This window comes from Kitasatospora sp. cg17-2 (assembly GCF_054031055.1).
Genome location: NZ_CM132923.1, coordinates 6,308,237 through 6,330,414, shown reverse-complemented (window position 1 = coordinate 6,330,414; position 22,178 = coordinate 6,308,237). Strand labels below are relative to the sequence as shown.

The window sequence follows — 22,178 nt, the reverse complement described above, 5'->3', positions numbered from 1 at the left end:
GACGGTACGGGTCAACACGATCACCGCACGCTACCGCGCCCCTGTCACCTGCCTGGCGGTGTCGTCACGCCCGACGGCTACGAAGGGGGGTCCTTCACATGCTCGTGGATCATCGTTCGATGCGGAGTCAACCACGAGTCTGCCCGGATGGCAACCGTACGACACCGCCGGTTGACGATCGTTTTCGATCGACCCGTCCCGGCCCCCGCCGACGGGGGTGTTCAGCGGATCTCGAAGGTCCCGTACCCGGCGCCGACGGCGGTCCAGATCTCGGTCACCCCGCTGACCCGGCCCGGTGTGTCGGGGCCCCTGAGCAGCGCGAGCAGTTCCTCGCACTCCGGGGCGAGCCCCTCGGCCACCACCTGCACCCGGCCGTCGCCGAGGTTGCTCGCGTAGCCGGTCAGTCCGATCTCCAGCGCCCGCGCCCTGGTCCACCAGCGGAAGCCGACCTGCTGCACCTTGCCGCGTACCCAGGCGGTGACGCGGACGGGCTCGTCACTGTGGGCGTCGCGACCGTGCATGTCCCGACCCTATCCGCCGCGACGGCGGCCCGCGTCACGGCGGAGCCAGCCCGACGACGCCGGGATGACGCCGCCGGTACGACGCCGCCCCCGGCCGGTCGCGGGACCGGCCGGGGGCGGCGGAGCGGAGCGGGGCCGACGGGGTCAGAAACCCCCGCCGAAGTCGCCGCCGCCACCGAAGTCGCCGCCACCGCCGCCGAAGTCCCCACCGCCGCCGTCGAAGCCGCCGCCGAAGTCGGAGGAGTCGTAGTCGGCACCGGACTGGTCCCCGCCCTCGTAGCCGGAGCCGCCGTCCGCCGGGCCGTACGCGTAGGCCGGGGTCGCCATCATCGAGCCGAGCATGGTGCCGACCAGCAGGCCCGGCAGCAGACCGCCGCCGCCGAAGCCCCCGAAGTAGCCGCCGGCCCAGGGGCCGTACGCCGGACCCGCGTTCCAGTACGGCTGCGGGCCGTGCTCGGTGGGCACGGTCCGGATGTCCGGGTCCTGCCCGGCCGCCAGCCGGTCCGCGTCCGCCCGGCAGACCGGGACGGAGCGGGCGGCGCCGCCCGCCGGGGCCCAGTCGGCGTCCTTGACCGACGGGCCGTGCCGGGGGTCGAAGAAGCACGGGGGACGCCGCTCGGGCAGCGGGTGCCCGGCCCGCCGGGCTGCCAGGGTGGCCAGCGCGAACCGGCCGTCCTCCAGCGCCTCGGCGACCGGCTTGGCGTCCTCCGGCCCCTTGGCCTCGTCCATCAGCCGCTTGGCCCGCTCGTAGGAGTCCAGGGCGTGGGTGTAGTCGCCGCGCTGCACGTCGTCGACGTCGGGCGCGGACGGGACGAAGTCCAGCCGGTCCAGTTCCTCGCCGTAGGCGGTGATGTCCTCGTCCACCACCCGGCGGACCTGGGCCAGTTCGGCCCGGCGCTGGTCCTCCTTGCGCCGCTTGGACCGGCGGAACAGCAGGAACACCCCGGTGCCGGCCAGCGCCAGCAGGGCCAGCGGGACGGCGACCGCGGCGGCGGAGACGCCGCCCGCCGTGCTGTTCACGCCGTGCCCCTTGACCTGCGGGGCGGCGGTGTCCACGAAGTCGTTGAGGGTGGCGTCGATGTCGCCGGGGTGCGCGCGGAAGGACGCGCCGGCGATCCGCTGGGCGCTCGCGGTGGGCAGCGCCTCCTTGTCCGAGCGGGCCTGGAACTGGTCGCCGCGCCAGATCGCGTAGGTGCCGGTGATGCCGACCTTGGTGCGCAGGTCGTCGAAGACGGTCGAGGCGCCGTACGGGTCGGCCGCCGGGACCACCGCCACGAAGACCGGCTTGTCCGCCTTGCGGATCTTCTCGGTCAACGCGTCGGCCTGGGCCTGTCCGAACCGGCCCGTCATCGCCGGGTCGACGTACACCCGGCCCTGCTTGAGCGCGGCGGTCGCGTCGTCGAGGCCGCCCGCCGCCGAGGCGGCCGGCGCCAGCAGGAGCAGCAGCCCGAGCAGCGCCGCCACCAGGGCCAGCGGCCCGGCACCCCGGGAACGTCGTCGAGCAAGGGTTCTCATGCCACCGACGCTACCGCGACCGGTCCCCCGGCAGGGCATACCGGCCGGGTACGGGGCGGACCGGCACCCCCACCGTCCGCCGGGGTCGGTCCCCTTCCTCGGGATGATCTTTCCTCCGGTCGCCCCGGAGCTCGGTCCGGGCGGGAACCCGGCCACCGGCCCGCTCGTACCTCCCGGCGTGTCCCGGCGGGCGCGGAGCCCGTCCCGGGGCGTCCCGTCCGTACCGCGCGACCAGGCATAGTGGTGGCCGAACGGTCACCCCCTGCCTCGACCGTCCTCCCCCGTCCCTCCTGATCGGAGCACGTGTGATCATCGGCCTCGTCACCGCTGTGGCGGCCTCCGCCTGCTACGGCACCGGTTCGGTCCTCCAGGCCGTGGGATCCCGGCGCTCCGCCCGCGAGGAGGCCGCCAAGGGCGGCGACTCCACCGGCACCACCGCACACGGCGGGCCGAGCCTCTCCTCCACCGCCAAGGCCGCCGTGACCTGGGAGTTCATCCTCGGCACGGTGCTGGACTTCATCGGCTTCGGACTCGGCGCGCTGGCCGCCCGGCTGCTGCCGCTGTTCCTCTCCCAGACCATCATCAGCGCCAACCTGGTGATCACCGCGGTGCTGTCGATCAAGCTGCTCGGGATCCGGCTCAAGCAGCTGGAGTGGGCCTCGATCGGCGTGCTCTGCTCGGCGCTCGTCCTGCTCGCCGTCTCGGCCGGGCCCGAGGGCGGGCACCACACCGAGATGGCCTTCCACTGGTGGCTGCTGCTGATCACCACCGTGCTGCTGGTGGGCGGCGCACTGCTGGTGCGCCGGATGGGGGCCAACGGCGCGATCGTCGCCGGTCTGCTCTCCGGTCTCGGCTTCGGCGCGCTCGGCGTGGGCGTGCGGATCCTGAACGGCGTCGAGCCCTTCGACCTCGGCAGCCTGCTCTCCGACCCGGCGCTGTACGCGATCCTGGTCGGCGGCATCGGCGGTATGTACGTGCACACCGTGGCCCTGCAGATCGGCTCGGTGAACGGCGCCACGGCCGCCCTGGTGGTCGGTGAGACGGTGCTGCCGGGCGCGGTCGGCGTGCTCTGGCTCGGCGACTCCTCCAAGGCCGGGCTGGGCTGGCTCGGCGTGGCCGGCTTCGTGCTGGCGGTGGTCTCGGCGGTCGGGGTCGCCTACTTCGGCCAGGACACCCACGGCGGCCTCCCCGACGGCGAACCGGCCCGGCCCGAACTCGCCGACCGCTGACACCGGCCTCCGGGGCCGGCCTTCGAGACGGACCTCCGAGGCCGACCGCTGACAGCGGGGCCGGAGGGGCGGGCGGCGCGAGAGGGCGCCGCCCGCCCCTTCAGCCCCCGTCGCGCACCCGCGGAACCCGCTGGCAGCGGGGGCAGAAGTAGCTGGACCGGTTCATCCAGGCGGCCCGCCGGATCGCGGTGCCGCAGCGGCGGCAGGGCTCGCCCTCCCGGCCGTAGGCGTCCAGGTCCCGGGAGAAGTAGCCGCTCTCGCCGTTCACATTGACGTACAGGCTGTCGAAGCTGGTGCCGCCGACCGCCAGCGCCGCCGTCATCACCTCGCGGGCGTTCGCCAGCAGCAGCGCCGCCTGCGGCCGGGTGAGCGTCGCGGACGGCCGGTCGTAGTGCAGCCGGGAGCGCCACAGCGCCTCGTCCGCGTAGATGTTGCCGACCCCGCTGATCAGCGTCTGGTCCAGCAGCGCCCGCTTGACCGTGGTGCGCCGGGCGCGCAGCGCCGCGACGAAGACGGCGTCGTCGAACCGGGCGTCGAGCGGGTCGCGGGCGATGTGCGCGATGGAGACCGGGGTGCCCTCGGGGTCGTCGTCCTCGGCCTCCTCGACCGCCAGCCCGCCGAAGGTCCGCTGGTCGACGAAGCGCAGCTCGCGCCCGCCGTCGGTGAAGCGCAGCCGGACCCGCAGATGCGTCTCGTCCGGCACGGTCGGGTCCTGGACGAGCAGTTGGCCGCTCATTCCGAGGTGGCCGATCATCGAGAATCCCTGGCCCCGGCCGGTCAGCGGGACCCAGAGGTACTTGCCGCGGCGCTGCGCGGCGCCGAACGTGGTGCCGGTGAGCCGGGCCGCGAAGTCCGCCGCACCGGCCGGCTGGCGCCGGACCGCGCGCGGGTGCAGGACGTCGACGCCGGCGACCGTCCGCCCGGCGACCCAGTTCGCCAGACCTCGGCGGACGACCTCGACCTCGGGAAGTTCGGGCACGGGAACACGCCTCCTGCGGAACGGACTCGGCTCTGCAGGAGGAAGGCTACTGCGTGCTCAGGCGCCGCTCGGCAGCCGGTCGGCGTGCTTCTCCTTGATCGCGCGCCAGGCGCTCTCGGCGGCCTTCTGCTCGGCTTCCTTCTTCGAGCGGCCGACGCCGCTGCCGAAGTCCTCGCCGGCCACCCGGGCCGCCGCGGTGAAGGTCTTCTCGTGGTCCGGACCGGACTCCTCGACCACGTACTCGGGCACTCCGATGCCCACCGAGGCGGTGAGCTCCTGGAGGCTGGTCTTCCAGTCCAGGCCCGCGCCCAGCTGAGAGGACTCCTCGATCAGCGGGTCGAACAGGCGGTGGACGAATTCGGTGGCGGCGTCCAGGCCCTGGTCCAGGTAGACCGCGCCGATGACCGCCTCGACGGTGTCGGCGAGGATCGACGACTTGTCGCGGCCGCCGGTGCCCTCCTCGCCCTTGCCGAGCCGGATGAACACACCGAGGTCGAGACCCCGGCCGACATCGGCGAGCGCGCGCGAGTTCACCACCGCGGCGCGAAGCTTGGCGAGCGTGCCCTCGGGGACGTCCGGGTGGACGCGGTAGAGGGTGTCGGTCACCACCAGGCCCAGCACCGAGTCGCCGAGGAACTCCAGGCGCTCGTTGGTGGGCAGGCCACCGTTCTCGTACGCGTACGAGCGGTGGGTCAGGGCACGCACCAGAAGGGCGCGCTCGAGCGTGTACCCGAGGCGCCCTTCCAGGACGTCGTATTCGGTCGAAGCCGGCCCGCCGGCCTTACCACCGCCCGAAGGGGTCTTCGGGGCGCTGGTCGCCTTGCGGGAAGAGTTACCGTCCGACATCGATCCGTACACCCCGCCGATCAGACCGAGAGGACCTGGCGACGGTTGTACGTGCCGCAGCTCGGGCACGCGATGTGACCCAGCTTCGGCTCGTGGCAGCGGTCGCACGCCACGAGGGCCGGGACAACGGCCTTCCAGTTGGAACGGCGGTGGCGCGTGTTGCTGCGCGACATCTTCCGCTTCGGAACAGCCACGGCTACTTCTCCTGGTTCTCGGCGAGACCCTCACGGGTACCGCTGTTCTTGGTTCCGTCACCCTCGTCGCCGGGGGCGGCGGAGAGTCCCTGCAGAGCCGCCCACCGGGGGTCGGCGGCATCGTGGTGGTGCGCCGGGTCGTCGCTCAGGCGCGCCCCGCATTCGGAGCACAGGCCCAGGCAGTCTTCCTGGCACACCGGCTGCAGCGGCAGTGCGAGCACCACCGCGTCACGCAGCACCGGCTGGAGGTCGAAGAAATCGCCCTCCAGGCGGTAAGTCTCGTTCTCCGGGTCCTCGTCGAGGTCCTCGGCCCCGGGGGTCCGGGCGCGGAGGCGCTCGTCGGACTCCGGGTAGTAGTACAGCTCCTGGAAGTCCACGTCGAGGTCGAACTCGACCGGCTCCAGGCACCGTACGCACTCGCCCTCGACCACGGTCCCGGCGGTGCCGGTGACCAGCACGCCCTCGACCACGGACTCCAGGCGGAGCTCCAGCTCGATCTCGCTCTTCTCCGGGACACCGATCACATCGATGATCCCCAGGCCCTCGGGGGCCTCCAGGGTGCGGGACACCTTGCGCAGCGCACCCGGACGACGGCCCAGCTCGTGCGTGTCGAACACGAGGGGGTCGCGGTGGTCGAGGCGGTTCAAGATGTCCTGACTTCCTGAGGGGATCGGTGCGCGGCGCTGCCGGTCGGGCGGTTCGCGGGCAGACCTGCGGTCCGACACGGAGAGGCCGGAGTGGTCAGACTACCCGAGTCTCCCGTCAGGCCCAACTTCGCTCCCGACCGCGGGGGCCGGGAGCCGGGAGCGCGCCCTCCTACCGGCCGCCGAGCTCCCGCAGCCTGGTCATGTCGATCATGCTGGTGTCGAAGAAGCTGGTCTCGTCCAGTCCGGCCTGGTTCTGCTGCGGCACCGGCGCGGGCGGATTGCCCGGCTGCTGCGGGTAGTCGTAACCGCCCCCGCCGTACTGCTGCTGCTGTTGCTGCTGCTCGTAGCCCTGCTGCTGGGCCGGGTAGCCGTAGCCGGCCTGCTGGCCGTCGGGGTAGCCCTGGTGCTGCTGCTGGTACCCGCCGGCCTCCGGGCCCTGGTGGCCCCACTGATTGCCGTAGGGGTCCGCGGCCTGGCCGGCCGCCGGGTCGAAGCCGCCGCCGTACACCTCGGCGTACTGGGCGCCGCCCTGCTGGGCCACCGCGTACTGGTCCGCGCCGGGCGCCTGCCAGCCGGCCGCGGCCGGGGTCTGCTCCGGCCAGGTCTGCTGCTGCGGCACCTCCTCGCGGTACCAGGCCAGCTCGCTGCCCTCCGAGTCCCCGGCGAAACCGGCCGCGACCGCCTCGGCGCGCTCCTTGGCCTGCTGCGCCTCGTCGGCGGCGGCCAGGTAGGCGCCGAGCTCGTCGATCGGCCGCTTGCCGAGCAGCTTGTCGCGGCCCTTGCCGACCGCCTCCAGGGTCGCGCTGAGCACGTTCTCCAGGGTGGCGAGCTTCACATCGACGTACTCGTCGACCTCGGGGCTGGGGCTGATCCGCTGCGGGCGGAACTCCTCGCCGTCGGTCTCGGCCTCGTACTCGACCTCGAAGACGCTGCCGTCGCCGCGCAGCTTGGTGCGGCCCCGGCCGACCGCGCCGAGCGTCTTGGTGAGCACGACCTCGAAGTTGGCCAGCTTGCTGTCCACGTAGTCGTCGGCCTCGGTGCGCTTGGTGTCGACCTCGGCGCGGGCCTCGGCGAGGATCCGGTCCGCCTCGGCCTGGGCGCGCCGGACCACCTCGGTGTCGGAGATCAGCGAACCGCGCTCGGCGTGCGCGCCCTGGATGATCCGATCGGCCTCCGCGTGGGCGCCGGCCACCATCGAGTCGTGGTCGGCCACCACCGACCGGGCCTGGGCCAGCTCGGCCGGCAGGGCCGACCTGAGGTCCTGGAGCAGGCTGATCAGCTCGGCACGGTTCACCACGCAGGAGGACGACATGGGCATCGAGCGGGCGTTCTCGACGGCCGCCACGATCTCGTCGACCTTGTTCTGCACGTCCACGGGGATTCGTCTTTCCGTGTGCCGCCGAGGTCCGGCGGAGGCAGCGCCCGGCGCGGTGGACGTCACCGCAGGGCAGGAATACAGACTGTACGGCCAGCGCCGGGGGAGGTCACAACGCCCGGACCGGGCCGCCCCGCCACCTGCCCGGCATACCGTGACGAACCGGCAGAAACGGACGGGCGGTCACCGTCGGCCGGTCACCGCCCGCCCTTCCCGGGACCGCTCCCTACTGCTGGGCGCGCCGCTCGGCGATCCGCTCGACCAGCCGGCGGTGCACCGTCTCCGGCAGCAGGTGCGAGACGTCGCCGCCGTAGGAGGCGACCTCCTTCACCAGGGTCGAGGAGAGGAAGCTGTACGTCGGCGAGGTCGGCACGAAGAGCGTCTCGACGCCGGTCAGGCCGTGGTTCATCTGGGCCATCTGCAGCTCGTAGTCGAAGTCGCTGACCGCGCGCAGGCCCTTGACGATGGCCGGGATGTCCCGCTCCCGGCAGAAGTCCACCAGCAGGCCGAGGTGCGACTCGACCACGATGTTGCCGTACTGGGCGGTGGTCTCCTCGATCAGCGCGATCCGCTCCTCGATGCTGAACATGCCCTGCTTGTTGCGGTTGATCGCGACCGCGACATGCACCACGTCGTACAGCTTCGAGGCCCGCTCGATGATGTCGAGGTGACCGTTGGTGATCGGGTCGAAGGACCCGGGGCAGACGGCGCGGCGCATGGCGTGTGTGCTCCCTCGTGGGGTGACGTGATTGCTGCGGGCCCGGGCCCGCTAGGGGTGGTCGCGGGTCTCGTCGGCGGCGCGACCGTACCAGAGCGTGCCCTCGCCGTAACGACGGGAGCGCAGCTCCTCGAAGCCCTCCGGCCAGCCGAACGCACCACCGCGGGTGCTGCGCTCCACGGTGACGAGTACGTCCTCCGCGAGCCAGCCCCCGGCCGACAGTGTGATCAGCATCTCCCGGACCTCGTCGTCGGTCACCACGTACGGCGGGTCGAGGAAGACCAGGTCGTACGGCACCTCCGGGGCCGGCCCGGCGACGACCTTCTCGGCCCTGGCCGCCTGCACCAGCGCGCCCGGCAGGCCGACCGTCCGGACGTTCTCCCGGATCACCCGGGCCGCCTGGGCGTCCGCCTCGACCAGCAGCACGTGCGCCGCCCCGCGGGAGAGCGCCTCCAGGCCGACCGCGCCCGATCCGCCGAACAGGTCCAGCATCCGGGCGCCGTGCAGGGTGCCGCGCAGCGCCTCCAGGGTGGAGAACATCGCCTCGCGGGCCTTGTCGGAGGTCGGTCGGGTGCCCCGGCCGGGCGGTACGGCCAGTCGGCGGCCGCCGGCCGCCCCGGCGATCACGCGGGTCATGGTGGTGGAGGGTCCTTTCGTCGCTGCCCGACCACGCTATCCCGATCACCGCCCTCCGCTCACGCCGGAGGGGCGCCCGCGCGGGACGCCCCTCCGGTGCCGACCCCCCGGTCGGGTCAGCTCGCCTCGGACCCGGCCGCCGGCTCCGGGACGGCCGCGCCGAGCAGCGACGGCGAGGCGTAGCGGGACCAGGACAGGCAGCCGTCGGGCGGGCAGTACTCGGGACGGCGCGGGTCGTGGCCGAGCTCGCGCAGCTTGGTGCGGACGGAGTCGGGCGTGCGGCCGAAGCGGGCGGCGATCCGGGCGACGGTCTCGTTCTCGTGGAAGCGCCGGACCAGCTCCTCCTCGTGCTGCGGCACCCAGGGGGCGCCGTGGCCGGGGTAGAGCTCGCGCAGCACGTCGCGGTCGGGGATGGGCTCGGAGACGTCGGCGACGATGGCCAGGGCCCGGAGCGCGCGGTTGAGCGCGATCCGCAGCGAGGCGACGTCCTCGACCGGGAGCCGCAGCTTGCCGGAGGCGAGCGGGGTGGCGGCGGCCCCCTCGCGCCAGCCGGCCAGGGTGAGGGTGACCTCGCGGTCGTCGTCGCTGGCGAGTTCGATCCGGAAGACCTTGTCGCCCAGCGGGAGCTCGTTGAGATGACGGAATGCCATTGGCTAAACCCCCAAGTGTCGTGCCGGGAACGCACCTTGGGGGTGCGTCCCGAACACCTTCATTCTCTCCCGGGGGTCTGACAATCGGGCTCGGCCGAGGGCTCGGCCGAGGGCCCTGCGGGTGGGCCCGGTCGGCCCTCCGCCGGACCGGTCAGCCCTTCTCCATGTAGGCCGCGCGGTCCTCGTCCAGCAGGCTGGCCAGGGCCGTGCGCAGGTCCGGATGGGCGGTGAGGTCGGGGTCCTCGGCGACCAGCCGGGTGGCCTCGGCCCGGGCGGTCACGATGACCTCCTCGTCCTCCAGCACCGAGAGCACCTTGAGCGAGGACTTCACCCCGGACTGCGCCTGGCCCAGCACATCGCCCTCGCGGCGCTGTTCGAGGTCGATCCGGGACAGCCGGAAGCCGTCCAGGGTCTCCGCCACCGCGTCCAGCCGGGCCCGGGCCGGACTGGCCGCCGGCATGTCGGTGACCAGCAGGCAGAGCCCGGGGGCGGAGCCCCGCCCGACCCGGCCGCGCAGCTGGTGCAGCTGGGAGACGCCGAACCGGTCCGCGTCCATGATCACCATCGCGGTGGAGTTCGGCACGTTCACCCCGACCTCGATCACCGTGGTGGCGACCAGGACGTCCACCTCGCCGGCGGCGAACCGGCGCATCACCTCGTCCTTGGCCTCCGGCGCCAGCCGGCCGTGCAGGATCTCCACCCGCAGCCCGGCCAGCGGGCCCGCCACCAGCTTCGCGGTGGTCTCCACCACGGACAGCGGGGGCCGCCGGTCGCCGTCGGCCGCCGCGCCCTCGTCCGGCGCGTCGTCGAGCAGCTCCTCCAGGTCCTCCGCAGGGCGGCGCTTGCGCTTCGCGCCCTTCGCCGGCTCCGGCTCCTCGTCGCCGATCCGGGGGCAGACCACGTACGCCTGGTGGCCCTTGGCCACCTCCTCGCGGACCCGCTCCCAGGCCCGGGTCAGGAAGTTGGGCTTCTCCACGGCCGGCACCACATGGGTGGAGATGGGCGAGCGCCCGGCCGGCAGCTGGTCCAGGACCGAGGTCTCCAGATCCCCGAAGACGGTCATCGCGACCGTGCGCGGGATCGGGGTGGCCGTCATCACCAGCAGGTGCGGCGGCTGCTCGCCCTTGGCCCGCAGCGCGTCCCGCTGCTCGACGCCGAACCGGTGCTGCTCGTCGACCACGACCAGGCCGAGGTCCTGGAACTGCACCTTGTCCTCGATCAGGGCGTGGGTGCCGATCGCGATCCCGGCGTCCCCGCAGGCCATGTCGAGCAGGGCCTGCCGCCGGGCCGGCACGCCCATCGACCCGGTGAGCAGCGCCACCCGGGTGCCCAGGTCGGAGCCGCCGAGCAGGCCGCCCTCGGCGAGGTCGCCCATCATCTCGACGATCGACCGGTGGTGCTGCTGGGCCAGCACCTCGGTGGGCGCGAGCAGCACCGCCTGCCCGCCCGCGTCGACCACGGCCAGCATGGCCCGCAGCGCCACCAGGGTCTTCCCGGAGCCGACCTCGCCCTGGAGCAGCCGGTGCATGGGGTGGTCGCTCGCCAGGTCGGCGGAGATCTCGGCGGAGACCTTCCGCTGGCCCTCGGTGAGGGTGAACGGCAGCCGGGCGTCGAAGGCGTCCAGCAGGCCGCCGGGGCGGGCCGGTCGCGGCTTGGCGGGCAGGGCGGAGTCGGCGGCCCGGCGCCGGGCGAGGGCGACCTGGAGGACGAAGGCCTCGTCCCAGCGGAGCCGGTCCTGGGCGCGCTCGCGGTCGGCCTGGTTCTGCGGGCGGTGGATCAGTTCGAGCGCCTCGGGCAGCGCGATCAGGCCGTGCCGGTCGCGGAGTTCGGCGGGCAGCGGCTCGCCGACGTCGGACAGGTGCTTGGTGAGTGCCGTCTCGACGCAGAGCGAGAGCTTCCAGCTGGGCATCTGGGCGCTGGCCGGGTAGACCGGGATCAGCCGGCTGGCGAATCCGGCGGCGGCGCCGCCGCCGTCCGTGTCGTCGAGCAGCTGGTAGTCGGGGGAAGCCAGCTGGCGGGCCCGGTTGAACACCCCGACCTTGCCCGCGAACAGGCCCTGGGTGCCCGGCCGCAGCTCCTTCTGCCGCCAGCCCTGGTTGAAGAAGACCAGCGTGAGCCGGCTGCGGTCGTCGGTGACCACCACCTCCAGCCGGTCGCCCTTGCGGCCGCGGAACGGGATCAGGGTGACCTTGTCGATCCGCGCCAGCACGGTGACGTGCTCGTCGACCTCCAGCTCGTCCAGACTGGTGAGCCGGCCCCGCTCGACGTAGCGGCGCGGATAGTGGTGCAGCAGGTCCCCGACCGTGCGCAGCTTGAGACTGTCGGCGAGCACCTTGGCGGTCCGGTCGCCGACGAGCTTGGTCAGTGGTTCATCGAGAGCGCCCATCAGGCCCCTGTCTACACCACCGGACCGACAGTCCGGCCCGCACACCGCCCGGTCGAGCGACCGGTCGCTCGACCGGTCCGGGTGTTCACTCGACTCCGATGAGCAGCGGCGCCGACTCCTGGCCGCCGTGGAAGACCACCGCGTCCACCTCCGGCCGGCTGTGCCGGGCCTGGGCGGCCAGCTGCTCGGCGAGGCCCTCGGGGGCGCCCTCGCCGAGGATCAGGGTGACCAGCTCGCCCCCGCCGCCGAGCATCCGGTCCAGCACGCTCGCGCCGACCTCGGCCAGCCCGGTGCCGATCACCGCGACGTCCCCGTCGATCAGCCCCAGCACGTCACCGGCCTGGCAGACCCCGGCCATGGTCCAGGACTCGCCCTCGGCGACGGCCAGTTCGGCGTACCGGGTGGCCCCGGCCGCCGAGGTCATCGCGACCACGTCCTCGTCGAAGCGCCGCCCGGCCTCGTGCACGGCGAGCGCGGCCAGTCCCTGGACCGGCGAGCGGGTGGGCAGCACCGCGATCCGCACCCCCTCCTCGCGCAGCTGGTCGGCGGCGGCCCCGGCGGCGGCCCGCAGTTCGGGGTCGTTGAGCAGCAGCACCACCTCGCGGGCGGCGGCGCGGCGTACGGCGGCGGTGAGCTCGGCGCTGGCCGGCGGGCGGCCGGGCTCGGCGTGCAGCACGACCGCGCCGGCCTGTTCGCAGAGTTCGGCCAGGCCCGGGCCGGAGACCACCGAGAGCACCGCGCGGGCCCGCCACTCGGGCTCGCCCCGGCCGGCGGCGGCGCCGGAGCGGGCGGCGGCCTCGGCGAAGTGGGTGATCCGGATCTGGTGCGGGCGCCCGGCCCCGACCCCGGCCTCGACGGCGGCACCGGCGTCGTCGACGTGGACGTGGACGTTCCACAGGCCGTCGCCGCCGCCGACCACCAGCGAGTCGCCGAGCCCGGCGAGCCGTTCGCGCAGCGCGGGCAGCGCCTCGTCGGGCGCGTCCAGCAGGTAGATCACCTCGAAGGCGGGGTGGCCGGGCCCGGGCGGGCGCACATGGAGCCGGCAGCTCTCCACCGGCCGGAGGTCGTCGCGCAGCGCGACCGGACCCATCGGCTGGTGGCCGGCGACCGCGTCGGCGAGCGCCCCGAGGACGGCGACCAGGCCCCGGCCGCCGGCGTCCACCACGCCGTTCTCGGCCAGGACGGGGAGCTGCTCGGGGGTGTGCCGCAGGGCCTCCCTGGCGGCCCGGTGGGCGGCCTCGGCGACCTGGCCGAGGCCGTCGCCGGCCCGGGCGGCCTCCCGGGCGGCGATCCGGGCGACGGTCAGCAGGGTGCCCTCGACCGGTTCGGCGACCGCCTGGTAGGCGGAGTCGGCGGCCCGCTGGAGGGCGGTCCGCAGCTGGTCGGCGCCGCCGCCCCCGGCGAGGGTCTCGGCGGTGCCGCGCAGCCACTGGGCGAGGATCACCCCGGAGTTGCCCCGGGCGCCGACGAGCGCGCCCCGGGCCATCGCCCGGACGGTCTCGGCCAGGCCGGGCGCCGGACCGGGGCCCGGTTCGGCGAAGCGGCTCTCGACGGCCGCGGCGGCCGACTCCACGGTCAGGTACAGATTGGTGCCGGTGTCGCCGTCCGGGACGGGGTAGACGTTGAGTGCGTCGATCTCCTCGCGGGCCTGGCCGAGCGCCCGCAGCGCCAGTTGGCACCAGCTGCGCACGGCCGGGGCGTCGAGCGTGTGCAGCACCAGGTCTCCTCCGGAGTGGGACGCCGTGATGGCCTGAGAGTGAACGGCGAGGGGTGGTACGGGCAGGTTATCGGGGCCCGGACGGCGGCGGCGGACACGGCGGCCGGAGCGATCACCCCGCTGGTCATGGTAGTTTCGTCGAACGGAAGCAAGCGTTGTATGCTCTTCCGGTTGCCTGGAACAGGTCCAGGCTCTCCCCTTGGCCCGGTTCGGTTCACGTGAGTGCTCCGCTGGTCCGGCGGGGTTGTCTCACGTAAATGATTCTGAAGTCTTGGAGTGACTCCTGTGGCTGCCAACTGCGACGTCTGCGGCAAGGGGCCGGGCTTCGGCAACAGCATCTCCCACTCGCACCGCCGTACCCCCCGTCGCTGGAACCCCAACATCCAGACGGTGCGCGCTGTGGTTGGGCGGACGCCGAAGCGGCTCAATGTCTGCACCTCGTGCATCAAGGCCGGTAAGGTCTCGCGCTGACGCGCAGACCGGTATGCCGGTCCTCCAGTGAGTCGGTTCATCCCCGGATGAACCGGCTTTCTGTTGTTCCGGTATCCGACCGACCTCTTGTGGGCGGGCCCTCGGGCCCGCCCACAGTCGTGTCCGGGGGCGGCTAGCGCCAGCGCCAGGCGTGGTCCACCGGGCCGATGCCGGCGCCGAGCGCGAAGCCGCCGGCGATCGCTCCGGTGATGTACTCCTTGGCCGAGGCCACCGCCGCCGGCAGTTCCTCGCCCTTGGCCAGGCCCGAGGCGATCGCGCTGGCCAGCGTGCAGCCGGTGCCGTGGGTGTGCCGGTTGTCGTAGCGCGGCGCCCGGTACCAGTGCTCCTCCCCCGCGCCCCCGTACAGCAGGTCGGCCGCCTCGCCGGCCAGGTGCCCGCCCTTGACCAGCACCCAGCGCGGCCCGAGGTCGAGCAGTGCCTTGGCCGCGTCCAGCATGTCGCCCTCGCCCTCGACCGTCCGGCCGGTGAGCTGCGTCACCTCGTGCAGGTTGGGTGTGGCGAGGGTGGCGACCGGCAGCAGCCGCTCCCGGACGGTACTGACGGCCTCGGTGGCGAGCAGCGCGTCACCGTGCTTGGAGACGCCCACCGGGTCCACCACGACCGGGGCGCCGACCCCGGTCAGCAGTTCGGAGACGGTCTCGACCAGCTCGATCGAGGCGAGCATGCCGGTCTTCACGGCCTGGACGCCGATGTCGTCGACCACACTGCGGAACTGGGCCCGGACGGCCTCGGCCGGCAGCTCCCAGTAACCCTGGACGCCGAGCGAGTTCTGCGCGGTGACGGCGGTGACGACGCTCATGCCGTGGACGCCGAGGGCGAGCATCGCCTTGAGGTCGGCCTGGATCCCGGCGCCGCCGCCGGAGTCGGAGCCGGCGACGGTGAGCACACGAGGGGGTGCGGTGGAGGACATGGCCCCCAACCTACGTGGTCAGAGCACGGCCTCCGACTCCGCCCAGCGCTGCTCGGGGACGGTCTTGAGCCGGGTCACCGCGTCGGCGATCGGCACCAGCCTGATGTCGCCCCGGCGCAGCGCGGTGAAGTGGCCGAACGCGCCCCGGTGGACGGCCTCCACCGCGTGCCAGCCGAAGCGGGTGGCGAGGACGCGGTCGCGGGCGGTCGGGGTGCCGCCGCGCTGGACGTGGCCGAGGATGACCGGGCGGGCCTCCTTGCCGAGCAGGTTCTCCAGTTCGTTGGCGAGGCGGTTGCCGATCCCGCCGAAGGTGCGGTGCCCGAACCGGTCGAGTTCGCCGTGGTCGAAGCGCATGGTGCCGGGCATCGGGGAGGCGCCCTCGGCGACCGCGATGATGGCGAACTTCTTGCCCCGGGAGAAGCGGTCCTCGACCATCCGGGCCACGCCCTCGATGTCGAACGGCTTCTCGGGGATCAGGATTCCGTGCGCACCGCCCGCCATGCCGGCGGTGAGGGTGATCCAGCCGGTGTGGCGTCCCATCAGCTCGACGACCATCACCCGCTGGTGCGATTCGGCGGTGGTCTTGAGCCGGTCGATCGCCTCGGTCGCGACGTGCACGGCGGTGTCGAAGCCGAAGGTGACGTCGGTGGCGTCGATGTCGTTGTCGATGGTCTTCGGGACGCCGACCACCGGCAGCCCGGCCTCGCTGAACATCCGGGCGGCGGTGAGGGTGCCCTCGCCGCCGATCGCGATCAGCGCGTCGATGCCGATGTCCCGGGCGAGGGTCTTGGCGTTCTCCACCGCCCAGGCGATCCGCTCGCGCTGCACCCGGGCCGAGCCGAGGACGGTACCGCCGAGGGTGAGCAGACCGGTGACGTCGTCGTGCGAGACCGGGCGGGTGCGGCCCTCGATCAGCCCGAGGAAGCCGTCCTCGATGCCGACGATCTCGTCGCCGTGCACATCGGTGCCGCGGTGCACCACGGAGCGGATCACCGCGTTCAGGCCGGGGCAGTCGCCGCCGCTGGTCAGGACTCCGATGCGCATGCCGACGCCTCCCCGCTCCAAGTGGTTCAGACCACAGTGGTCCAGACCACCCCTGTCGAGGACGGGTGGCCGGGCTGTGGGCCAAGCCTATGCGCACACCCCGCCGGGGACCGGTTCGCACGAGCGCCCGGGAGCGTCGCACGCCCCCGTCACACACCCCGAGGCCCGTCCCGCAGCTCCCCGCCGAGCGCCGACCGCCGCTCCCCGCCGCCCCGTTGCCGCGTCCCCGGGCACTTCCCCGGCCGCGACCCCGGCCCGTCACTCCGAGAAGTGGTCCCAGCCGCCGACCCGGTCCCAGGGCTCGCCGTCCACCGTCACCCGGCCGCCCCTGGCCGCCCGGGAGCGGCCGACGACCTCACCCACCACCCGCCAGCGGGCGGGCAGTTGGACCCCGCGCGGGAAGGTCGCCACGATCGCGTGGTCCTCCCCCCCGGACAGCACCCACACCAGCGGGTCGACCCCGACCGCCTGGCCGATGTCCGCCATCTGCGCGGGCACGTCGAAGTCGGCCGCCCGCAGGTCGATGTCCACCCCGCTGGCCAGCGCCACGTGCCCGAGGTCGGCCACCAGCCCGTCGCTCACGTCGATCATCGCGGTGGCGCCGAGCTCCGCGCCGGACGGCCCGGCGTGGTACGGCGGTTCGGGGCGGCGGTGGGCCTCGACGAAGGCCCGCGGCGAGCGGAAGCCGCGCTGCAGCACCGTCAGGCCCGCCGCCGACCAGCCGAGCCAGCCGGTGACCGCGACCACGTCGCCCACCTGGGCACCGGCGCGCGTCACCGGCGCGCGCCCCTGAAGGTCCCCGAGCGCCGTGATGGCCAGCGTGATGGTGTCCCCGCGCACCACGTCACCGCCGACCACCGTCGCGCCGGCCACCTGGCACTCGTCGCGCAGCCCGTCCATCAGCTCGGTGGCCCAGGTGGTCGGCAGGTCCGCCGGCGCGACCAGGCCGAGCAGGATCGCGGTCGGCACGGCGCCCATCGCGGCCACGTCGGCGAGGTTCTGCGCGGCCGCCTTGCGGCCCACGTCGTACGCGGTGGACCAGTCCCGGCGGAAGTGCCGGTTCTCGATGAGCACATCGGTGGTCGCCACCACCCGGCCGTCCGGGGCCTTCACCACGGCGGCGTCGTCACCCGGGCCGAGGTCGACCGCGTCGGTGAGCGGCACCCGGGCGGTCAGCTCCCTGATGAGTCCGAACTCGCCGAGCTCGCCCACGGTCCCCTGCATCTGCCGTCCTCCCGGTCGCGCCCGGCCCCGGGCGCCTACGTCCTGCGGTCACGCCGCCTCGCGCGCAGCGTACGCCCTCCGACGGCGCAGAGGTCTCCCCTCCCCGGCCCACCGGGGGGTAGCGTGGTGATCAGTCTGCCGTGAACCCGTTCGCCACCCGACACCCGACCGGGTCCGCACGGCCGCGATCCCCGTACCCAGCCGCCCGGAGGTCCCCGTGGTACAGGCCTACATCCTGATTCAGACCGAGGTCGGCAAGGCCAGCGCCGTCGCCGAGTCCATCGCCAAGATCCCCGGCGTCCTGCAGGCCGAGGACGTCACCGGACCGTACGACGTGATCGTCCGGGCCGAGGCCGACACCGTGGACGACCTGGGCCGTCTGGTCGTCGCCAGGGTCCAGCAGGTCGAGGGCATCACCCGCACCCTGACCTGTCCCGTCGTCCACCTGTAGGACCCGCATACCATCGGCGGGTGACCCGAGAACTCCGCGCCCCCCGCTTCCTGGCGGCACTGCCGGCCCCCGTTCGGTGGCTGGCGGTGCCGACCGCGCTCACCTGCACCGTCGTGGTGCTGGTCGGCAGCTGGAGCACGCCAGAGAAGATCGAGACGCCGACCCCCGCCCCCAAGGCCGCCGGCTACTGCCGGGCCCTCGCCGACGCGCTCCCCCAGGAGCTGTACGGCCACCCCCGCAAGGACCCGACCCCCGCCTCGCCGTTCGTGGCCGCCTGGGCCAGCTCGCCGAGGGTGGTGCTGCGCTGCGGCGTGGACCGGCCCGAGGCCCTGAACGGCCCGGCCGCCCTGGACGTCTCGCCGATGATCGACGACGTCACCTGGTGGCCGCAGGAGTTGGGGGACGGCGGCTACCGCTACACCGTCACGATGCGCAAGGCGTACGTGGAGCTCACCGTGCCCAAGGGCTCGTTCGCCAACCCGATGGACGTGGTCGCCGCGCTCTCCCCCGTGGTCGCCGCCAACATCCCCTGACCGGACAGGACCGGCCCCGACCGGCACGCGCGAGGGCGGCCCCGGAACCCGGGACCGCCCCCTCACACGTCGGCGCGGTTACCGCAGGCCGGTCGAGCGGCGCAGCGCCGCCTCCAGCAGCCGGTCCACCAGCTCCGGGTACGACATCCCGCTGGCCTCCCACATCTTCGGGTAGGCCGAGATCGGGGTGAAGCCGGGCATGGTGTTGACCTCGTTGACCATCCAGCTGCCGTCGTCCAGCAGGAAGAAGTCCACCCGGGCCAGGCCCTCGCAGCCGAGCGCCTCGAAGGCCTCGATCGCCTGGCGGCGGATCGCGGCGGTCTCCCCCTCGGTGAGCTCGGCCGGGATCCGGACCTCGGAGGAGTCGATGTACTTGGCCTCGAAGTCGTAGAACTCGTAGCCGCCGCCGACCAGGACCTCGGCCGGGACGCTCGCCCGCGGGCCGTCCTCGAACTCCAGCACCGCGCACTCCAGCTCACGGCCGGAGACACCCGCCTCGATGATCAGCTTGGGGTCGTGGCGGCGCGCCTCCTCGATCGCGGCGTCGAGGTCGGAGAGGTCCTTGACCTTGCTGATGCCGATGCTGGAGCCGGCCCGGCAGGGCTTCACGAACAGCGGCAGGCCGAGGCCGGCGGCGCGCTCGCGGACGGCGGCCCGGCCCTCCTCGGTCTCCCACTCGCGCGGCCGGACCACGGTGTACCGCCCGACGCCGAGGCCGTGCGAGGCCAGCAGGCGCTTGGTGAACTCCTTGTCCATGCCCGCCGCGCTGGCCAGCACGCCGTTGCCGACGTACGGCACACCGGAGAGCTCCAGCAGGCCCTGCAGCGTGCCGTCCTCGCCCCACGGGCCGTGCAGCAGCGGGAAGACCACGTCCACCTCGCCGAGCGCCTTGGGGGCGGCACCGGGCTCGCTCCAGACCACCTCGCGGCTGCCGGGGTCGACCGGCAGCGCGACCCGGCCCTCGGTGGACTCGGCGACGTGCTCGACGTCCGGCAGCCGGCCGTCGGTGATCGCCATCCGGGCCGGCTCGTCGCTGGCCAGCGCCCAGCGGCCCTCGTGGGTGATGCCGATCGGCAGCACCTCGTACTTGTCGCGGTCGATCGCCCTCAGCACGCTGCCCGCGGTGGAGACCGAGATGGCGTGCTCGGAGCTGCGGCCGCCGAACACGACGGCGACCCGCGGCTTCGCGGACGGGTTCTGGGAGGTCTGTTCGATGCTCATATCGCGACAGAGGGTACCCCGAGGCGGGTTTCGGGACAGTGACCGACCCGACCCGGGCCCGGTCCGCCGCCCCGCCGGGCAGCGGGGCGGACACCGGACCGTCAGCGCCGTTCGGGCTTGGCCGAGCGGGACATCAGCGCCCGCAGCGCCTCCTGGGTGGGCCGCCCGTTGTGCACGACGTCCACCACCGCCTCGACGATCGGCATGTCGACGCCGCTGCGCCGGGCCAGGTCGAGCACCGACTCGCAGGACTTGACGCCCTCCGCAGTCTGCCGGGTGGCCGCGATGGTCTCCGCGAGCGACATCCCCCGGCCCAGGTTGGTGCCGAAGGTGTTGTTGCGGGAGAGCGGCGAGGAGCAGGTGGCCACCAGGTCGCCCATGCCGGCGAGCCCGGCGAAGGTGTGCGCGTCCGCGCCGAGCGCCAGCCCCAGCCGGGTGGTCTCGGCCAGCCCGCGGGTGATCAGGGTCGCCTTGGTGTTGTCGCCGAGCCCCATGCCGTTGGCCATGCCGACCGCCAGGCCGATCACGTTCTTCACCGCGCCGCCCAGCTCGCAGCCGATCACGTCGGTGTTGGTGTACGGCCGGAAGTACGGCGTGTGGCAGGCCGCCTGGAGCCGCTTGGCGACCGCCTCGTCGGTACAGGCCACCACACTGGCCGCGGGCTGCCGGTTGGCGATCTCCCGGGCCAGGTTGGGCCCGCTGACCACGGCGATCCGCTCCGGGCCGACCCCGGCGACCTCACCGATGACCTCGCTCATCCGCTTCGCGGTGCCGAGCTCGATGCCCTTCATCAGGCTGACCAGGACGGTCTGCGGCTCCAGCAGCGGCGCCCAGGCGGCGAGGTTCTCGCGCAGCGTCTGCGAGGGCACCACCAGCACCGCGAAGTCCGCGCCGGCCAGCGCCTCGGCGGGGTCGGTGGTGGCCCGGACGGTGTCCGGCAGCCGGACCCCGGGCAGGTAGTCCGGGTTGGTGTGGGTGGCGTTGACGGCGTCCGCCAACTCCTGGCGGCGGCCCCAGAGGGTCACCTCGCACCCGGCGTCCGCGAGGATCATCGCGAACGCGGTGCCCCAGGAACCGGTGCCGAACACGGCGCAGCGGGTCACTTGGCTTCCTCCCCTGCTTCGTCGGTGCCACGGCCGCCCTCACGGCGGGCCGCGGCGGCGGCCCGCAGCCGGGCCGCTTCCCGCATGTCGTACCGCTCCGCGGGCGGTTCCTCGCCCCGGATGTCGGCCAGCACGGCGGTGATCGCCGTCATGATGTCCTCGGTGGCGTCCCTGAGCACCTGGGCGGTCAGCTCCTGGCCCTGGTACTTGCTCAGGTCGACGGCCGGTCCGGCCGCCACGACCACCCGGTGGCGCGGGAACAGGTTGAACCGGCTCCGCCCCGCCCCGCCCCGGCCGTACGGCGGGATGATCTCGTGCGCGCCCCAGTGGGCCACCGGGATGACCGGCGCGCCGGTCATCAGCGCCACCCGGGCGACGCCGCTCTTGCCGGTCATCGGCCACAGGTCCGGATCCCGGGTGAGCGTGCCCTCCGGGTAGAACTGCACGCACTGGCCGCTGTTGACCGCGTCGATGGCGGACCGGAAGGCCTGCGCCGCGTCGGTCGACTCGCGGAACACCGGGATCTGGCCGGTCTTGCGGAGCATGAACCCGATGAACGGGATCGAGAACAGCGAGGACTTGCCGAGGATCCGGGGCGGCCGCCCGCTGTTGTACTGCCAGTGCGCGTACACGACCGGGTCGATGATCGAGTTGTGGTTGACCGCGGCGATGAAGCCGCCCCGCTCGGGCAGGTGCTCCCAGCCCCGCCAGTCGGGCTTGACCAGCGCGGTGTTCACCGGCTTCACCAGCACGGCCGCGAAGCGGTACCAGAAGCCGTAGTCGGCGTTGCCGAAGCTGGCGTACGAGCGGCGGGCCACCCCAGGTCCTCCTCATTCGTGCGGCACGTGGGGTGCCGCGGTCGATCTCGCTTCCGCCGCCCTCTCGGGGCACGGGCGCGGAACAGTGTCGCCCGACCGCTCGCCGGCTGTCGAGCAACCCCGCCCGGACGTCCGGCGGGCGTGATCAAACGCACGTCCGCACAGCTCGGACGGCCTGGCGAGGGCTCCGGGACCGGCGACAGAATGACGCCGATGACCCAGGACACCGTACGCCCCGGCAGGCCCGTCGCGCCCGCCGCACCCGCCGCCGACTGGTCGCTGGTCGTGCCGCTCAAGCGGCTCGCCGGGGCCAAGTCCCGGCTGGCCCCGTTCGCCGGCCCGCACCGCCCCGACCTCGCACTCTCGTTCGCCCTGGACACCGTCGCGGCCGCGCTGGCCGCACCGGGGACCGGCCGGGTGCTGGTGGTCACCCGGGACGCCGGGGCCGGGGCGCGGCTGGCCGCGCTCGGCGCCCTGGTGGTCGACGACGAACCCGGCGAGGGCCTCAACGAGGCGCTGGCGCACGGCGCGGCGGCCGCGCTGGCCCTCGCGCCCCACGCGCCGCTGGCCGCCCTCTCGGCGGACCTGCCGGCCCTGCGCCCGGCCGAGCTGGGCCGGGTGCTGGCCGCCGTCCCGGCGACCGGCCGGGCCTTCCTGCCGGACGCGCCCGGGCTGGGCACCACCCTGCTGGCCTGCGCCCCGGGCAGTCCGCTCGACCCCGCGTTCGGGGACGGCTCGCGCGCCCGGCACGCGGCCGGCGGGGCCCGCGAACTCCGGCTGTCCGGCGTGGAGTCGGTCCGCAGGGACGTCGACACCGGTGAGGACCTGGCCGAGGCGCTGGCGCTCGGCGTCGGTCCGCGCACCCTCGCCCTGGCCACCCTGCTCGGGTACCTGCCGCGGGAGCGCCGGCAGTCCGGCACAGCGCTGCCCGGCTAGGGCACCGGGGGCTGTCGGTGCCCCTCGCTATGC

23 protein-coding genes are annotated in these 22,178 nt (G+C 73.9%); 5 read left to right on the top strand and 18 right to left on the bottom strand.

From position 1 onward, the window contains the following. Positions 1 to 221 precede the first annotated feature (221 nt). Positions 222 to 521, bottom strand: a complete 300-nt coding sequence (locus ACW14Y_RS26745) for an acylphosphatase (protein ID WP_380299259.1) — start codon at positions 519 to 521, stop codon at positions 222 to 224. Between the two features lie 144 nt (positions 522 to 665). Next, positions 666 to 2,036 carry a hypothetical protein gene (locus tag ACW14Y_RS26740; RefSeq protein WP_456983652.1) on the bottom strand — a complete coding sequence of 457 codons (1,371 nt, stop codon included), beginning with the start codon at positions 2,034 to 2,036 and terminating at the stop codon, positions 666 to 668. A 305-nt stretch (positions 2,037 to 2,341) separates the two neighbouring features. Between ACW14Y_RS26740 and ACW14Y_RS26735 the strand changes: the two genes are divergently transcribed. Next, positions 2,342 to 3,265, top strand: a complete 924-nt coding sequence (locus ACW14Y_RS26735; protein ID WP_380299263.1) for a DMT family protein — start codon at positions 2,342 to 2,344, stop codon at positions 3,263 to 3,265. Between the two features lie 100 nt (positions 3,266 to 3,365). Here the strand turns inward: ACW14Y_RS26735 and mutM are convergent, their stop codons facing one another. The 10 genes from mutM to ACW14Y_RS26685 all read right to left on the bottom strand — a co-directional run bounded on the left by mutM (position 3,366) and on the right by ACW14Y_RS26685 (position 13,413). Beyond that, the gene (gene mutM, locus ACW14Y_RS26730; RefSeq protein WP_380299265.1) at positions 3,366 to 4,244 is read right to left on the bottom strand and encodes a bifunctional DNA-formamidopyrimidine glycosylase/DNA-(apurinic or apyrimidinic site) lyase; all 879 of its coding nucleotides are present in this window, start codon (positions 4,242 to 4,244) and stop codon (positions 3,366 to 3,368) included. A gap of 57 nt (positions 4,245 to 4,301) precedes the next feature. After that, positions 4,302 to 5,090 (bottom strand): ribonuclease III, encoded by a 789-nt coding sequence (rnc, locus tag ACW14Y_RS26725; protein ID WP_063772516.1) that lies wholly within the window; start codon positions 5,088 to 5,090, stop codon positions 4,302 to 4,304. Between the two features lie 20 nt (positions 5,091 to 5,110). Further along, a complete protein-coding gene (gene rpmF, locus ACW14Y_RS26720; RefSeq protein WP_030056747.1) occupies positions 5,111 to 5,284 on the bottom strand; it encodes a 50S ribosomal protein L32 in 174 nt (57 codons plus the stop codon). Positions 5,285 to 5,286: 2 nt separating this feature from the next. Next, positions 5,287 to 5,931 carry a YceD family protein gene (locus tag ACW14Y_RS26715; protein ID WP_266271617.1) on the bottom strand — a complete coding sequence of 215 codons (645 nt, stop codon included), beginning with the start codon at positions 5,929 to 5,931 and terminating at the stop codon, positions 5,287 to 5,289. 169 nt (positions 5,932 to 6,100) lie between these two features. Next, positions 6,101 to 7,306, bottom strand: a complete 1,206-nt coding sequence (locus ACW14Y_RS26710; RefSeq protein WP_380299268.1) for an ATP synthase F0 subunit B — start codon at positions 7,304 to 7,306, stop codon at positions 6,101 to 6,103. Between the two features lie 226 nt (positions 7,307 to 7,532). Then, positions 7,533 to 8,024, bottom strand: coding sequence for a pantetheine-phosphate adenylyltransferase (coaD, locus tag ACW14Y_RS26705; RefSeq protein WP_375927063.1), 492 nt, complete (start codon positions 8,022 to 8,024; stop codon positions 7,533 to 7,535). Positions 8,025 to 8,075: 51 nt separating this feature from the next. Next, on the bottom strand, positions 8,076 to 8,660 hold the full coding sequence (gene rsmD / locus ACW14Y_RS26700) for a 16S rRNA (guanine(966)-N(2))-methyltransferase RsmD (RefSeq protein WP_266271615.1): 585 nt from the start codon (positions 8,658 to 8,660) through the stop codon (positions 8,076 to 8,078). Between the two features lie 116 nt (positions 8,661 to 8,776). Beyond that, positions 8,777 to 9,310 carry a hypothetical protein gene (locus ACW14Y_RS26695; protein WP_266271614.1) on the bottom strand — a complete coding sequence of 178 codons (534 nt, stop codon included), beginning with the start codon at positions 9,308 to 9,310 and terminating at the stop codon, positions 8,777 to 8,779. A 151-nt stretch (positions 9,311 to 9,461) separates the two neighbouring features. After that, on the bottom strand, positions 9,462 to 11,696 hold the full coding sequence (gene recG / locus ACW14Y_RS26690) for an ATP-dependent DNA helicase RecG (RefSeq protein WP_456983651.1): 2,235 nt from the start codon (positions 11,694 to 11,696) through the stop codon (positions 9,462 to 9,464). An 85-nt stretch (positions 11,697 to 11,781) separates the two neighbouring features. Continuing rightward, positions 11,782 to 13,413: a DAK2 domain-containing protein gene (locus tag ACW14Y_RS26685; protein WP_380299274.1), complete on the bottom strand. Its 1,632-nt coding sequence runs from the start codon at positions 13,411 to 13,413 to the stop codon at positions 11,782 to 11,784. Positions 13,414 to 13,698: 285 nt separating this feature from the next. Between ACW14Y_RS26685 and rpmB the strand changes: the two genes are divergently transcribed. Next, entirely contained in the window at positions 13,699 to 13,884 is a 186-nt protein-coding gene (gene rpmB / locus ACW14Y_RS26680) for a 50S ribosomal protein L28 (RefSeq protein WP_073813963.1), read from the top strand. 133 nt (positions 13,885 to 14,017) lie between these two features. Here the strand turns inward: rpmB and thiD are convergent, their stop codons facing one another. From thiD to ACW14Y_RS26665, 3 genes are all read right to left on the bottom strand, one after another. Further along, the gene (gene thiD, locus ACW14Y_RS26675) at positions 14,018 to 14,815 is read right to left on the bottom strand and encodes a bifunctional hydroxymethylpyrimidine kinase/phosphomethylpyrimidine kinase (RefSeq protein ID WP_456983650.1); all 798 of its coding nucleotides are present in this window, start codon (positions 14,813 to 14,815) and stop codon (positions 14,018 to 14,020) included. Positions 14,816 to 14,833: 18 nt separating this feature from the next. After that, on the bottom strand, positions 14,834 to 15,859 hold the full coding sequence (locus ACW14Y_RS26670) for a 6-phosphofructokinase (RefSeq protein WP_380299278.1): 1,026 nt from the start codon (positions 15,857 to 15,859) through the stop codon (positions 14,834 to 14,836). A 258-nt stretch (positions 15,860 to 16,117) separates the two neighbouring features. Then, the gene (locus ACW14Y_RS26665; protein WP_266271608.1) at positions 16,118 to 17,083 is read right to left on the bottom strand and encodes a thiamine-phosphate kinase; all 966 of its coding nucleotides are present in this window, start codon (positions 17,081 to 17,083) and stop codon (positions 16,118 to 16,120) included. A gap of 217 nt (positions 17,084 to 17,300) precedes the next feature. Here ACW14Y_RS26665 and ACW14Y_RS26660 point away from each other — a divergent pair, with 217 nt between their 5' ends. Beyond that, positions 17,301 to 17,534, top strand: coding sequence for an Lrp/AsnC family transcriptional regulator (locus ACW14Y_RS26660; RefSeq protein ID WP_380299281.1), 234 nt, complete (start codon positions 17,301 to 17,303; stop codon positions 17,532 to 17,534). A 20-nt stretch (positions 17,535 to 17,554) separates the two neighbouring features. Beyond that, positions 17,555 to 18,067 (top strand): DUF3515 domain-containing protein, encoded by a 513-nt coding sequence (locus ACW14Y_RS26655; protein WP_380299283.1) that lies wholly within the window; start codon positions 17,555 to 17,557, stop codon positions 18,065 to 18,067. A 78-nt stretch (positions 18,068 to 18,145) separates the two neighbouring features. On the opposite strand, the gene ACW14Y_RS26650 is transcribed toward ACW14Y_RS26655, so the two are convergent. From ACW14Y_RS26650 to ACW14Y_RS26640, 3 genes are all read right to left on the bottom strand, one after another. Beyond that, positions 18,146 to 19,288 (bottom strand): D-alanine--D-alanine ligase family protein, encoded by a 1,143-nt coding sequence (locus ACW14Y_RS26650; protein ID WP_380299285.1) that lies wholly within the window; start codon positions 19,286 to 19,288, stop codon positions 18,146 to 18,148. A 101-nt stretch (positions 19,289 to 19,389) separates the two neighbouring features. Further along, complete coding sequence (locus ACW14Y_RS26645) at positions 19,390 to 20,391, bottom strand: NAD(P)H-dependent glycerol-3-phosphate dehydrogenase (RefSeq protein WP_266271605.1); 1,002 nt, start codon at positions 20,389 to 20,391, stop codon at positions 19,390 to 19,392. Next, positions 20,388 to 21,209, bottom strand: a complete 822-nt coding sequence (locus tag ACW14Y_RS26640) for a lysophospholipid acyltransferase family protein (protein ID WP_380299287.1) — start codon at positions 21,207 to 21,209, stop codon at positions 20,388 to 20,390. The genes ACW14Y_RS26645 and ACW14Y_RS26640 overlap by 4 nt, the downstream gene beginning before the upstream one ends. 213 nt (positions 21,210 to 21,422) lie before the next feature. Here ACW14Y_RS26640 and cofC point away from each other — a divergent pair, with 213 nt between their 5' ends. After that, positions 21,423 to 22,145 (top strand): 2-phospho-L-lactate guanylyltransferase, encoded by a 723-nt coding sequence (gene cofC / locus ACW14Y_RS26635; RefSeq protein ID WP_380299289.1) that lies wholly within the window; start codon positions 21,423 to 21,425, stop codon positions 22,143 to 22,145. The last annotated feature ends 33 nt before the right edge of the window (positions 22,146 to 22,178 follow it).